Annotated in this window: 13 protein-coding genes; 9 read left to right on the top strand and 4 right to left on the bottom strand. The window is 66.3% G+C overall.

Annotation, left to right across the window (positions count from 1 at the left end):
• Positions 1–24: 24 nt before the first annotated feature.
• Genes AmiPiv_RS01110 through AmiPiv_RS01125 form a run of 4 tightly spaced genes read left to right on the top strand, consistent with a single transcriptional unit; the run spans position 25 to position 3,784 of the window.
• On the top strand, positions 25–1,296 hold the full coding sequence (locus AmiPiv_RS01110; protein ID WP_340035401.1) for a Coenzyme F420 hydrogenase/dehydrogenase, beta subunit C-terminal domain: 1,272 nt from the start codon (positions 25–27) through the stop codon (positions 1,294–1,296).
• A 24-nt stretch (positions 1,297–1,320) separates the two neighbouring features.
• The gene (locus tag AmiPiv_RS01115; RefSeq protein WP_340035402.1) at positions 1,321–2,541 is read left to right on the top strand and encodes an aminotransferase-like domain-containing protein; all 1,221 of its coding nucleotides are present in this window, start codon (positions 1,321–1,323) and stop codon (positions 2,539–2,541) included.
• The gene (locus AmiPiv_RS01120; RefSeq protein WP_340035403.1) at positions 2,538–3,389 is read left to right on the top strand and encodes an SMP-30/gluconolactonase/LRE family protein; all 852 of its coding nucleotides are present in this window, start codon (positions 2,538–2,540) and stop codon (positions 3,387–3,389) included. Before AmiPiv_RS01115 ends, AmiPiv_RS01120 begins: the two co-directional genes overlap by 4 nt.
• A complete protein-coding gene (locus AmiPiv_RS01125) occupies positions 3,386–3,784 on the top strand; it encodes a RidA family protein (protein WP_340035404.1) in 399 nt (132 codons plus the stop codon). The genes AmiPiv_RS01120 and AmiPiv_RS01125 overlap by 4 nt, the downstream gene beginning before the upstream one ends.
• Here AmiPiv_RS01125 and AmiPiv_RS01130 read toward each other — a convergent pair.
• The gene (locus tag AmiPiv_RS01130; RefSeq protein ID WP_445206875.1) at positions 3,781–4,443 is read right to left on the bottom strand and encodes an ArsR/SmtB family transcription factor; all 663 of its coding nucleotides are present in this window, start codon (positions 4,441–4,443) and stop codon (positions 3,781–3,783) included. The genes AmiPiv_RS01125 and AmiPiv_RS01130 overlap by 4 nt on opposite strands.
• A gap of 125 nt (positions 4,444–4,568) precedes the next feature.
• Here AmiPiv_RS01130 and AmiPiv_RS01135 point away from each other — a divergent pair, with 125 nt between their 5' ends.
• A complete protein-coding gene (locus AmiPiv_RS01135) occupies positions 4,569–5,072 on the top strand; it encodes a DUF2938 domain-containing protein (RefSeq protein WP_340035406.1) in 504 nt (167 codons plus the stop codon).
• 93 nt (positions 5,073–5,165) lie between these two features.
• Positions 5,166–5,516, top strand: a complete 351-nt coding sequence (locus AmiPiv_RS01140) for an ArsC family reductase (protein ID WP_340035407.1) — start codon at positions 5,166–5,168, stop codon at positions 5,514–5,516.
• Here the strand turns inward: AmiPiv_RS01140 and AmiPiv_RS01145 are convergent.
• Complete coding sequence (locus AmiPiv_RS01145) at positions 5,492–6,412, bottom strand: LysR substrate-binding domain-containing protein (RefSeq protein ID WP_340035408.1); 921 nt, start codon at positions 6,410–6,412, stop codon at positions 5,492–5,494. The genes AmiPiv_RS01140 and AmiPiv_RS01145 overlap by 25 nt on opposite strands.
• 114 nt (positions 6,413–6,526) lie before the next feature.
• On the opposite strand from AmiPiv_RS01145, the gene AmiPiv_RS01150 reads away from it, so the two are divergent.
• A complete protein-coding gene (locus AmiPiv_RS01150) occupies positions 6,527–6,736 on the top strand; it encodes a hypothetical protein (protein ID WP_340035409.1) in 210 nt (69 codons plus the stop codon).
• A gap of 14 nt (positions 6,737–6,750) precedes the next feature.
• On the opposite strand, the gene AmiPiv_RS01155 is transcribed toward AmiPiv_RS01150, so the two are convergent.
• Positions 6,751–7,155, bottom strand: a complete 405-nt coding sequence (locus AmiPiv_RS01155) for an MAPEG family protein (RefSeq protein ID WP_340035410.1) — start codon at positions 7,153–7,155, stop codon at positions 6,751–6,753.
• 176 nt (positions 7,156–7,331) lie between these two features.
• Here AmiPiv_RS01155 and sbmA point away from each other — a divergent pair, with 176 nt between their 5' ends.
• The gene (gene sbmA / locus AmiPiv_RS01160; RefSeq protein WP_340035411.1) at positions 7,332–8,609 is read left to right on the top strand and encodes a peptide antibiotic transporter SbmA; all 1,278 of its coding nucleotides are present in this window, start codon (positions 7,332–7,334) and stop codon (positions 8,607–8,609) included.
• A gap of 353 nt (positions 8,610–8,962) precedes the next feature.
• Here the strand turns inward: sbmA and AmiPiv_RS01165 are convergent, their stop codons facing one another.
• Positions 8,963–9,961: a polysaccharide deacetylase family protein gene (locus AmiPiv_RS01165; protein WP_445206876.1), complete on the bottom strand. Its 999-nt coding sequence runs from the start codon at positions 9,959–9,961 to the stop codon at positions 8,963–8,965.
• Between the two features lie 1,428 nt (positions 9,962–11,389).
• Between AmiPiv_RS01165 and AmiPiv_RS01170 the strand changes: the two genes are divergently transcribed.
• The gene (locus AmiPiv_RS01170; RefSeq protein ID WP_340035412.1) at positions 11,390–12,055 is read left to right on the top strand and encodes a tetratricopeptide repeat protein; all 666 of its coding nucleotides are present in this window, start codon (positions 11,390–11,392) and stop codon (positions 12,053–12,055) included.
• Positions 12,056–12,059: the final 4 nt, after the last annotated feature.

Consider the following 12,059-nt stretch of genomic DNA (forward strand, 5'->3'; position numbering starts at 1 on the left):
GGCTCGACGCCTTTGGGAGGGCGCATGCGTGTTGCCGAGCGGGTGGAGGAGATTGTCGAGCGCGGGCTCTGCACCGGCTGCGGTGCCTGCGAAAGCCTGCTGGGCAAGGACGTGCTCGGCATGGCGCTGTCTCCCGAGGGCTTCATGCGCCCACGTCGGCAGCGCCCATTGCACGACGACGAACAGCGGGCGGTGATACAGGTCTGCGCCGGGCGCAGCCAGCCCGGTCCGGCGCCGTCCGAGGCAACGCCGCACCGCATCTTCGGCCCCATTCTGCATCTGGCAAGGGGCCACGCGACTGATCGGCAGATACGCTTCAAAAGCGCCACCGGCGGCATCCTCACCGCGCTTGCCGTCTATCTTCTCGAAAGCGGCGAGGTCGACGCCGTCCTCCAGGTCGGCGTCTCGACCGGCAACCCGCTGGAAAACGAAGTCCGCTTCAACACCACCCGCGACGAGATCGTGGCCTGCGCCGGCTCGCGCTACGGCCCTTCGGCTCCGCTGAAGGACATTGTCGCCTTGCTGGACAGCGGCAAGCGTTTCGCCTTCATCGGCAAGCCCTGCGATGTCGCGACGCTGCGCAATCTCGCGCGCGTCGATCCGCGCGTCGACAGGCAGATCCCCTACATGCTGGCGATGTTCTGCGGCGGCAATCCCAGCATCGCCGCCACCTACGACATCGTCCGCCGCTTCGGCGAGGATCACAGCGACGTGGACGAATTCCGCTACCGCGGCCACGGCTGGCCGGGCCCGACCTATCTGCGCACGCGGCAGGGCAGGGAGCACCGGCAGAGCTATGACGAGACCTGGTTCTCGAACCTCACCTACGAGCTGATGTTCCGCTGCAAGATCTGCGCCGACGGCACAGGCGAGCACGCCGATGTCGTCGCCGGCGACTGCTGGGTCATGGACAACGGCAAGCCCAGCCATCGCGAGGCCGGCGACGGCTGGAACATGCACATCGCCCGCACCGAACGCGGCAGGCATCTGATCGAGGATGCGGTGGTGGCGGGCTACATCCGCGAGGAGCCGTTCACCGTCGCTGAACTCGAAGAGATGCACGACGACCACGGGCTCAAGAAGCGTTCCGTCCTGTGGCGGCTTGCAGGGCTGGCGCTGACCGGCCAGCCGTTTCCCGACCACGGCGCGCTGCGGGTCGTGCAGGCCGGCCTTGCCGCCGGCTGGCGCGAGCGCTGGACCGCATTTCGGGGCACGCTCGGCCGGTCGCTCAAGCGCCGCAACCGCGAGAGCCCGATCACCTCGGGCACGTTTTCGCCCGACGCCAAATCCAGCTGAAAACAAGATACCAAGGAGGAAACCATGTCAGTCGATCATCTGCGCGCCAAGCTCTCCGGTTCCGGCCCGGCCCTGTTCTTCCCCGATCCCGAGGTGCCGGCGGTCTTCAACTTCGACCAGGGGCTCGCAGCGCCCGAGACCTTTCCGACCGAGGACCTCGTCCGGCTCGCCCGCATGGCGCTCGACGAACACGGCGCCAAGGTGCTCGATTATTTCGATCCCGCCACCGGCTACGAAGAGCTGGTCTTCGGCTTCAAGGGGCTGCGCAAGGAGATCGCCGACCGCATCGAGCGCACCCAGGGCAAGCAGCTCGGCACGCTCGGCGTCATCCTGACCTCTGGCTCGGTGCAGGGCATCGCGCTCGCCGCCAATGGCTACGTCAATCCCGGCGACGTCGTCGTCGCCGAGGCTGCGTCCTTCCCCTATGCGCTGCGCTTCATGCAGATGGCCGGCGGCGACCTTCGCACCGTGCCGGTCGACGACCACGGCATGGACATCGACGCGCTCGAAGCCCTGCTCAGGAAGGTCAAGGCCGACGGCAAGAAGGTGAAGGTCGTCTACACCATCCCGACCTTCCAGACGCCGACCTGCACCGAAATGTCGGTGCCGCGCCGCAAGCAGCTGCTGCAGCTTGCCAGGGAACACGACTTCCTCATCATCGAGGACAATGTCTATGGCGACCTGCGCTTCGCCGGCGAGGAGCTGCCGACGCTGCTCAGCCTCGACGCCGACGACCGCGTCATCCAGTGCGGCAGCTTCTCCAAGATCGTCGCGCCCGCGCTGCGGCTCGGCTGGATCGCCGGCCCGGCAGCGGCCATCGAGCCCATCGCCGCGGTCCGGCAGGACCTCGGCGTCGGCCAGTGGCACGCCCGCGTCATGACCTCCTACATCGCCGAGGGCCTGCTCGACGCGCACATCGCCGAGGTCAACAAGGTCTACAAGAGCAAGGCCGAGACGGCGGCGCGCGCCGTGCGCGACCATTGCGGCGACTACGTCACCTTCCGCATGCCGCAGGGGTCGTTTTATCTGTGGCTCGAGATCGACGAGCGCGTCGACTGGCAGCGCGCCGCGGAGCTGTCGGCCAAAGAGGGCATCTTCTTCCGCCCCGGCGAGCGCTTCATGGGCGAGAGCGACGGCCGCCAGTTCCTGCGCCTCGCCTACAGCCATGTCAGCGAGGACATCATCGAGCGCGGCATCAGGAAGCTCGGCGAGATCCTCGGCGCCTGCGCCAGGGTTCCGGCATGACGCCATCTATTCGCACGATCGCCGGGGGATTCGTCTATCCCGAATGCCCCCGCTGGCATGCCGGGCAATTGTGGTTCGCCGACCAGCACGCCGGCCTCGTCCATGTGCTGGGGTCAGATGGCGCGCGGCGAGAAAGCTTCACCGTGCCGGGCGGCCCGTCAGGCATGGGCTGGCTGCCCGACGGCGACCTGCTCGTCGTCTCGATGCACGAGCGCAAGCTGTTCCGGCGCAACGCCGCGGGCAAGCTCACGCTTCACGCCGACCTTGCCGGCGTCCACCCGTTCCACTCGAACGACATGGTGGTCGACGCTGGGGGCCGCGCCTATGTCGGCAACATCGGCTTCGACTTCTATGCCGGCCAGCCGCCGGCGCCAACGGTGCTCGCTGTCGTCGCACCAAATGGAGAAGTCAGCGTCGCCGCCGACGGGTTGATGTGCCCCAACGGTGCCGCCATTTCGCCCGACGGCCGGACGCTCATTATCGCCGAGTCGATGGCCGCCCGTCTCACTGCCTTCGACATCGGCGCCGACGGCAGCCTGTCGAACCGCCGGCCGTTCGCTTCCGTCGCCGGCCACGTGCCCGACGGCATCTGCCTCGACGCCGACGGCCACGTCTGGGCGGCCTCGCCCTACGAGAAGACGGTGCTGCGCGTCAGCCCGGCGGGCGCGATCGTCGACCGTGTCGTCATCCCCGACGCCAATCCCTATGCCTGCATGCTCGGTGGCGCCGACGGCCGCGACCTGTTCATCTGCGTCGCCCCGCACCACGACCCCGAGATGACGGTGAAGCTGAGGGGAGGGCGCATCGATGTCGCCAGGGGCCCAGCACCGGGAGCCGGACGGCCATGAGCAACGTCGGACGTTTCAACCCGCCCGGCATGGCCTTTCCCGGCATGAGCCAGGCCGTCGGCTGCGGTGATTTCGTGCTCGTCTCGGGGCAGGTGGCGCTGAAGGACCGGCAGGTCGCCTGCCTCGGCGATCCAGCCGGCCAGACCGAGCAGGTGTTCCGCAACATCGAGGCAGTGCTGACCGAGGCCGGGCTGACCCTCGGCCATGTCGTGTCGCTGCGCTGCTATCTGACCAGTGCGGAGGCCTACCAGACCTATGCCTCGGTCAAGAACCGCATCTTCGCCGGCAACCCGCCGGCCGCCACCGCCATGGTCGTCACGGCGCTCGTCCTGCCCGAGATCCTGGTCGAGGTCGAGGCGGTCGCCTGGCGTCACGCGCTCGGCGGCGGCGCCTAGGCGGCTTCGACCGCGAGGCCGGCCGCCTTCCAGTCGGGAAAGCCGGCTTCCAGCTTGCGCGCCTCGAACCCGTTGGCGCGCAACAGCGCCACGGCCTCGGCCGAGAACACGCAATAGGGCCCCCGGCAGTAGGCGACGATCTCCTGTCCGGCCGGCAGCTCCGCCAGTCGCCGCTCGAGCTCCCGACCGGGGATGTTCAGCGCCCCGGGCAGGTGGCCGAGCGCGAATTCTTCCTGCGGCCGCACGTCGAGCAGGATCACGCTGTTTTCGCGCATGCGCTCCAGCAGCTCTTCGCGCGAGATCGCCTCGACGCCCGCCTGCCTGCTGCCGGCCACCAGTTCGCGCACGTCCGCGCGATTGTGCTCGGCCAGGTGCCTGAGCGCCGCCAGCAGCGGCGCCACCGGACCGTCCGCCAGCCGGTAGAGCACCCGCTTGCCGTCGCGCCGCGTCCCAACCAAACCCGCGCGGCGCAGCAGCTGCAGGTGCTGCGAGGCGTTGGCGAGCGAGAGGCCGGCAAGCTCCGCCAGCCTCTCGACCGAGCGTTCGCCCTGGGCGACGTGTTCGAGCAACATCAGCCGGTGGCCATGCCCCATTGCGCGGGCGAGTTCGGCGATCTCGGCAAAGATTCGGTTCTGGATGTCGGGCCCGGTCATTGACATCAGCCTAGCATTGCAACATCAATCAATCAATCTATTGAATGAAATGAGATACCACCTCGCAAATGCTCCCGGCGGCGCAGTCACCGACCGTGGTCGGCATCGGAACAAGCAGGCAAGGAACGAGAATGAGCGAAACGCTGCAGTTTGTGGTCCGGTCCGTCCTGATCGGGGTCGGCGCCACCTTGGTCATGGATGCCTGGGGCCTGTTCCTCCGCCGCGGCCTCGGCATCGCCACGCTCGACTACCGCCTGGTCGGCCGCTGGATCGGCCACTTCCGTTACGGCCGCTTCGTCCATGACGGCATCGGCAAGGCCGCTCCGGTCGGCGGCGAGGCGGCGCTCGGCTGGGCCGCCCACTATGGCATCGGCATCGCCTTTGCCGCGGCACTGCTTGCCATCGCCGGCCCCGACTGGGCCCGCGCGCCGACGCTCTCGCCGGCGCTCGCCTTCGGCATCTTGAGCGTCGCCGCGCCGTTCTTCGTCATGCAGCCTGCCATGGGCGTGGGCATCGCCGCGTCGAAGGCGCCCAGCCCCGGCCGCGCCCGCCTGCGCAGCCTCTTGACCCACGCCGTCTTCGGCCTCGGGCTCTATCTGTCGGCCGGGCTGCTCGCCGTGCCGCTGCCCGGTTGAGGCTTGCCAAAGCAGCCTCGCCGGTCAACCTAGCCGCACAGAACTTGGCCGAGTCGGGTCCGCCCGGCCGGCCGCGCTTGCGGAGGCCCGATCTTGTCCATCGTCATGTACGGCATCAAGAACTGCGACACGATCAAGAAGGCCCGTACCTGGCTCGAAGGCCACGGCGTCGCCTACGACTTCCACGACTACAAGGCGTCGGGCATCGACGGCGACAGCCTGCGCAAATGGGTCGAGGAGTTCGGCTGGGAGAGCGTGCTCAACCGTGCCGGCACCACCTTCAAGAAGCTGCCCGACGCCGACAGGCAAGGCCTTGACGCTGACAAGGCGATCGCGCTGATGCTCGCCCAGCCGTCGATGATCAAGCGGCCGATGCTCGACCTCGGCCGCCGCCGCATCATAGGCTTCAAGCCCGAGGCCTACGAGGCCGCGTTCCCGGCCTGAGCGGCGGGCCGCTTGCCGAAGCGCGCCATAGTCGCTTCCACTTCCTCGCGCAGCCAGCCGGAAAAGTCGCGCACCTTGCGGCCCGGCCGCTCCAGCGCCGAACTCACCAGATAATAGCCGAGCCCGCTCGCCGCGGTGATGCCGAACGGCGCCACCAGCCGTCCGTCGGCGAGCGCGTCGGCCGACAACAGCTGCCATGCCAGCGCCACGCCCTGGCCGGCGATCGCCGCATCGATACCGAGGATCGGGTCGGTGAAGGACGGCCCCGCCGGCTGCACCGGGAACGGCGTCTCGAGCCCCGCCGCCCTGAACCAGCGCTCCCAGCTGATCATCGTACTTTCGTCGGCGATGACCGGCAGCCCGGCCAGGTCCGCCGGCGCCCTCAGCCGTGCGGCCAGCGCCGGCGCACACACCGGAAACACCTCCTGCGCCAAGAGCAGCTCCGCCCGCACGCCGGGCCAGCTGCCATCGCCCATGCGGATGGCGAGGTCGACGTCGGAATGGTCGAGATCGACCAGCCCGGTCGAGGCGTCGATCCTCAGCTTCAGCTCGGGATGGCGCTGGTTGAAGCGGTTGAGCCTCGGCACCAGGAAGCGCGAGGCAAAGGCCGGCGCCACCGACACCACCAGCACGTTGGAGCTCGCCTCGTCGGCCAGCGCCACCGCCCGCGCCAGTTCCTGGAACCCGCTGGTCAGCCTGGCGCAGAACGCCGCCCCGAACTGCGTCGGCACCAGCCGTGCGCCTGCCCGCGCAAAAAGCGTCCGACCCAGCTGCGCCTCGGTGCGGCCGATCTGCTGGCTCACCGCGCTCACCGACACGCCGAGCTCCTCGGCCGCCTTGACCAACGAGCCGCAGCGCGCGACGCTCTCCACCGCGCGAAGCCCGTTGAGATGCACGCGGTTGAGCGCCTGAGTTGAGATTTTCTAAACTCCGCTTCCGATGTTCTTGATTGAAGGGCGAGTATTTGTAACGAATTGTACCAGAGAGGATCAAAGCCTGGGAGAAGGCATATGAAGATTTTCTCAATTCTGGCCGGCCTTGTAGCCGGCCGTGCCGAGGCAAAGGGCAGCGACAGCGAGCGCGTCCTTGCCTGGGTCCGCGACCCGCTCGCCCATCCCGACATCGAGCGCATGGACGAGCGCGAACTCGCCGACTTGCCGTTCAACCGCGGCTTCCGCCGCTCGGTCCCGCAGGTCGCCGAGGCCTGCTGCCGTGCCTAGATCGCCACTACGACCTAGAGCAGCACCACTGCATGGCCGAACACAGCAAGCGCCGTGGCGGCCAGCGTTCCCGCGCTCAGCGTGAAGCCCACGGCGCGCTGCCAGTGCGGCGCCGTCTCGCGGATGAAATGCCAGGCGTGGATCGCCCGGCCCAGCGTGAACACGGCCCCCAGCGCATGGATCGCCACGGCCGGCGCGCCGAGCGCCGCCGCGATCACGAGCAGGATCAGCATCGCCGGCACGTTTTCGATCGCGTTGGCATGACCGCGCATCACCCGGCGCAGGTGATCCACCCCGCCGTCGCCGATCATCACCTTGTGCCGCCGCCGCACCAGCCCCGTCGCCGTCGCCAGCCAGAGCAGGATGAAGCTGTTGATCGCGGCATAGATTCCAGCTGCGGCAAGGGCGGTCTGGTTCATTCTTTCCTCGAAAGTGCGGCCAATTGGCCACCGATAGCAGTGACGGCGCTGAAAATCGCCATGATCTGGTAGTGCTAAGCAAGAAGTGAGCGCGGCCGGGGATTCCCTTGCGCCGCGAAGTGTGACTTCATGCGGCCAACCGGCAATATCGCCGCTTCCTAAAGGAATCCGGTAACGTGTTCGTATCCTTCTTCCCGCAGCCGAAGCTGTTTTTCACCTCGGCGGCTCTCTGGAGCCTCGCAGCCGTCCTGTTCTGGTTCTTCGGGGGTGAACAACTGGGTGCCTTCTTCGGCATGCCACCTGCGCCAGCGGGTGTTCCGCCGATACTCGGAATACAGATTTTCTGGTCGGCCCCGTTCCTTTGGTTCTACATCTATTTTGGGTTCCTGGTTGCGGCATTCTACGCCTTCTGGGCTTGGTACGCGCCGCATCCCTGGCAGAACTGGTCGATCCTGGGATCGTCGGCGATCCTCTTTTCCACTTACACATCGGTTCAGCTCTATGTCGCTCTGAACACATGGCGTGGGCCGTTTTTCGACCTCTTCCAGAAGGCCATATCGACCCCTGGATCAGTGACGCCAGCCGAACTGTACGAACTTATCTGGGTCTTTGCCGGGATCGCCTTTTTCTCGGTTTCCCTGTTCGTGGTTACACGCTTCTTCGTCAGTCACTACATCTTCCGGTGGCGTACGGCGATGAATGACTACTACATGGCCAATTGGGCGAGGCTGCGTCATATCGAGGGGGCTTCCCAACGTGTTCAGGAAGATACGATGCGTTTCTCAACGACGCTTGAGGGCTTGGGTGTTGCCTTCATAGATTCTGCGATGACGCTGATTGCTTTCTTGCCGCTGCTGGCCCAACTATCTACGCACATCACGGCGCTGCCTATTGTTGGTCAGATACCTTACTCGCTTGTCGTTGCCGCGATCCTCTGGTCGCTCTTTGGCACGATCTTGCTGATGGTCTTCGGAATCAAGTTGCCGGGTCTCGAATTCAAGAACCAGCGAGTTGAGGCTGCGTATCGCAAGGAACTAGTTTATGGCGAGGATCATGCGGATCGCGCCCAGCCACCAACCGTGGCCGAACTGTTCACGAATGTCCGGCGCAACTATTTTAACCTCTATTTCCATTACGCCTATTTCAATGTCATTCGATCGGGATATCTCCAGGCTGACGCCATTTTTTCGAGCATCATACTCATTCCAACTATCGCTGCTGGCAAGATAACGCTTGGAATCTGGCAACAGATATCGACGGCATTTGGTCAAGTCAGTTCTTCATTCCAGTATCTTGTCAGCGCCTGGCCGACCATTGTTGAGCTGATCTCGATCTACAAGCGCCTGCGCGCGTTCGAGGCGACGCTGTCGGGTGAGGCGCTGCCCGACATCGACCAGCGTTATCTCGAGCGCCAGAAGATGGGCGCCCAGCCCGAGGACGAACCGGTCACGTGATGGCGCGACCTCACCGCCTCCCTCCCCCTTGTGGGGAGGGCTTAGGGTGGGGGTGAAAATCTGCCCTGCCGGTCGATAAGGATGGCGCTCGGCCCGAGCCGGAACGGTGCTGGTGCGACTTCGCCGTCTCCCTCCCCCTTGTGGGGAGGGCAGGGGTGGGGGTGAAAATCCGCCCTGCCGGTCGATAAGAATGGCACGCGGCCCGAGCCGGAACGGTGCTGGCGCGACGCTTAAAACTCCCTCCCCCTTGTGGGGTGGGGTGGGGAGGGGTGCGATCGCTCTTGCCCCGCCGAAGTCTACCCCCACCCTTGATCCCTCCCCGCAAGGGGAGGGAGGATCATGTCGCGCCCCGCTCAGCCGTCCACCTGCAACGGCTCGGCTGCGTTGTTGCGCTTCATGTAGTCGGCATAGCTGATGCATTCGACGTCGGCCTTCACGCACACCTCGCCGGCGAAGCGCTCCAGCGCGCGCCAGTAGGCGCCGCCGTTCATCAGCGTGAAATGGAAGCCGATCTCCAGCGGGATGCGGGCGCCGCCATACTGCTTGTCGAAGGCGGCCCTGAACGCGTCGAGCGTTCGCGTCTCGAACTGTGCGGCCTCGTCGAGCTTCTCCGTGCCGCCCGAGTGGCGCACATAGAGATTGTAGTCCATCGCGATCACGCGCTTGCCGGCCGGTCCTTCCGGGATCAGCGGCAGGGCGAAATCCGTCAGCCCCTCGTCCGGCTTCGGCGCCTCCGGTCCGCGCGACACGCCGCTGGCGTTATAGAGAAAGCCCCGCTCCCGGAGGGCGGCGTTCAGCGCCTTGCTCTGCGACAGATAGGGCGCCCGGAAACCCTTGATCGATGCGACCAACTGTGCCCAGCCGGCCGGCTCGGGCGTTATGCCGTTGATCCGGTAGGCATCCCTCGCGATGCTGGAGAAGGCATCGAACTCCTTGCCCCAGTCGGCCTTGCTCCACGCCCCGCCGTCGAAATGGCCGCAGGCGTGGCTGGCGATCTCGTGGCCTTCGGCAGCCGCGAGGTTGATCTGCGCCAGCCGCTCGGCCACTTCCTGCTTCGACTGGGCAAAGCCGACATTGGACCTGCCGGCCGAACGGCCCGGCGCGTGGTACTCGCCCTTCGTTTCGCGCGACAGCAGGAACACGCAGGACAGGAAGTAGGTGAAGCGCGCGCCCGTCCGGGCCGCGAGGTTGCGGCTGCGCTGCCATTGCCGCACGTCGTGCGCGCCGTCGAAGGAGATCAGCACGACCTGCTTGGCCTTCACGTCCTCGACCTTGGGGGCGGGACCGGCCGCGGCCGGAAGCGCCATCAGCGACGCGGACAACAGGACACTGGCGCGGAACGCATTGGACATCTTGAATTGCACTTCATGTAAGACTGCGGCCAGCGGCCGTTAGGGCCGAAATGTGGCACGGATGCGTTCGCCGCAAAATGTATCCGTTCGGCGAAAATGCTTGGGTCCGGGCGTGCGTGGAAAGGGTCTTCACGGCCTGTTGTTTTTTCTTGCTTGTCGAATGAGGCTTTCTGGAACCGCCTCATGTCTTGCCACCCTCTCTGCCCCTCTCTGCCCTGCCGGGCATCTCCCCCGCAAGGGAGGAGATTGGCTGGCATCAACGCCCCGGCCAATCACCTGCATTGCAAGCTATTTCCAGCGAGCCGACTAAGGGGCGAGACGCTGGAGCTGCCAATCTCCCCCCTTGTGGGGGAGATGCCCGGCAGGGCAGAGGGGGGTGGGACGGAATGAGGCGCTGAAGGTTTGCTTCCCGAAGCGGCTTCAGACGTCCGCCAGTTTGTCAGGAACTCTGTCAGCAGACCGCGTGGAGAAATCCTCCCGTTTTTCCACCCCCTCCAAAACCTCCCGTATTCTTGTGCCATCGCCCTTGTCGGGACCTGGTGCGCACCGGGTGTCAGGGAGGGCGGCGGTGACCTCCCGCCACGGCTGCGGTAGCCGTGGCTCCGAGGGCCCGTCGACAGGCCGGCGTCGTCCGGCGCGCGCCGCAAATGGCGGGTGCCGAACGGTGCGGAGAAGCCGCGGGTTCAGGCCACGAAAAGACCGTGGGACGGACCTGTGACCGGCCGACCGAGGGACAGACACCGGGCGGGGCGCGAGGTTCGCGCCACGTATCGAACTATCGGACGGCTCGGCCGCGCGCCCCGCTTCCCGAACCTTTCACCACAATGGCCAGACCGGAAACGGGGCGTGGCGAGGGAGGAGTGTGAAATGTTGGAATTCTGCATTCCTTCGCACCCCCCTCTGGGCTGCCGCCCATCTCCGCCACAGGTGGGGAGATTGGCAGCGTCGCCCGTCTGGCTCGTCTTGCAAGGTAGAAGGTTGGCGAAGGCCGTGATGACGGCTGATCTCCCCCCTTGTGGGGGGTGAGGAGTGCTCGCCGAAGGCGACGAAAAGCCAATTGCTTGGCTTTTCGAACGACGAACGCCGGCAGCCCAGAGGGGGGCAACGTAGGGTGAGGCGTGCGCGACGTTTCCCTCCCCCTCGAGGGGAGGGTCGATCCGCGCGGCGGATCGGGGTGGGGTCGCCCGAGGCAACGCGCGACGTCTCCTCCCTCTCGATGGGGGAGGTGCCGAGCGCGGCGAGGCGGAGGGGGTGACGGAGCGGCAGGGCGAACAGTCTCAAATGCCTCCCGCAACGGAAGACACAAAGGTGCGCCAACAGGCCACCGCACCCGACTACCGATTTTCCGCCCCGCCCCCTTCCATGGCCGTGAAATTCCGCTAAAACGCAGGCTCATGAAGGCCCGCGGGCCGCAACCGGTTGAATGGAATGTCGGACGACAGCTTTTTCCGCGAAGTCAACGAGGAGATCCGCCAGGAACAGGCGAAGGCCCTGTGGGACCGCTATGGCCCCATCGCCATCCTTCTCGCCGTGCTGGTCGTTCTCGGTACGGGCCTTTTCGTGGCCTGGGAATATTGGGTCGATAGCAGGGCCAATCGCTCCGGCGACCAGTTCTCGCAGGCCTTGACCCTCGCCAATTCCGGCAAGGCCGACGAGGCGCTTGCGGCCTTCGAGACGCTGGAAAAGGACGGCTACGGCGCCTATCCGCTGCTGGCCCGCATGCGCGCCGCCACCGTCCAGGCCGACAAGGGCGACTTCAAGGCCGCGGTCGCCGGTTTCGACGAGGTCGCCGCCGACGGCTCCATCCCCTCGGTCATTCGCGACATGGCTCGCCTGCGCGCCGCCCTGCTGCTCGTCGACAACGGCTCCTATGCCGACGTGTCGAGCCGCGTCGAAGCGCTGACCGCCGACACCAACCCGCTGCGCCATTCGGCCCGCGAGGCGCTTGGCCTGTCCGCCTGGAAGGAGGGCAAGTTCGCCGACGCGCTCAAGCTGTTCGAGCAGATTTCCGCCGATGAGGCGGCTCCGCGAAATGCGCGCCAGCGCGCCGACATCCTAGCCGAACTGATCCGCGGTTCGGGCAACGCTTCGTGACGCG

The sequence above is a fragment of the Aminobacter sp. Piv2-1 genome (assembly GCF_037625995.1).
Classification (GTDB): Bacteria; Pseudomonadota; Alphaproteobacteria; order Rhizobiales; family Rhizobiaceae; genus Aminobacter.

Bases quoted from the DNA above. Each gene is read 5' to 3' on its own strand.
- AmiPiv_RS01110 (WP_340035401.1), top strand. From the start codon at position 25: ATGCGTGTTGCCGAGCGGGTGGAGGAGATTGTCGAGCGCGGGCTCTGC.
- AmiPiv_RS01115 (WP_340035402.1), top strand. From the start codon at position 1,321: ATGTCAGTCGATCATCTGCGCGCCAAGCTCTCCGGTTCCGGCCCGGCC.
- AmiPiv_RS01120 (WP_340035403.1), top strand. From the start codon at position 2,538: ATGACGCCATCTATTCGCACGATCGCCGGGGGATTCGTCTATCCCGAA.
- AmiPiv_RS01125 (WP_340035404.1), top strand. From the start codon at position 3,386: ATGAGCAACGTCGGACGTTTCAACCCGCCCGGCATGGCCTTTCCCGGC.
- AmiPiv_RS01130 (WP_445206875.1), bottom strand. From the start codon at position 4,443: ATGTCAATGACCGGGCCCGACATCCAGAACCGAATCTTTGCCGAGATC.
- AmiPiv_RS01135 (WP_340035406.1), top strand. From the start codon at position 4,569: ATGAGCGAAACGCTGCAGTTTGTGGTCCGGTCCGTCCTGATCGGGGTC.
- AmiPiv_RS01150 (WP_340035409.1), top strand. From the start codon at position 6,527: ATGAAGATTTTCTCAATTCTGGCCGGCCTTGTAGCCGGCCGTGCCGAG.
- AmiPiv_RS01155 (WP_340035410.1), bottom strand. From the start codon at position 7,155: ATGAACCAGACCGCCCTTGCCGCAGCTGGAATCTATGCCGCGATCAAC.
- AmiPiv_RS01165 (WP_445206876.1), bottom strand. From the start codon at position 9,961: ATGTCCAATGCGTTCCGCGCCAGTGTCCTGTTGTCCGCGTCGCTGATG.
- AmiPiv_RS01170 (WP_340035412.1), top strand. From the start codon at position 11,390: ATGTCGGACGACAGCTTTTTCCGCGAAGTCAACGAGGAGATCCGCCAG.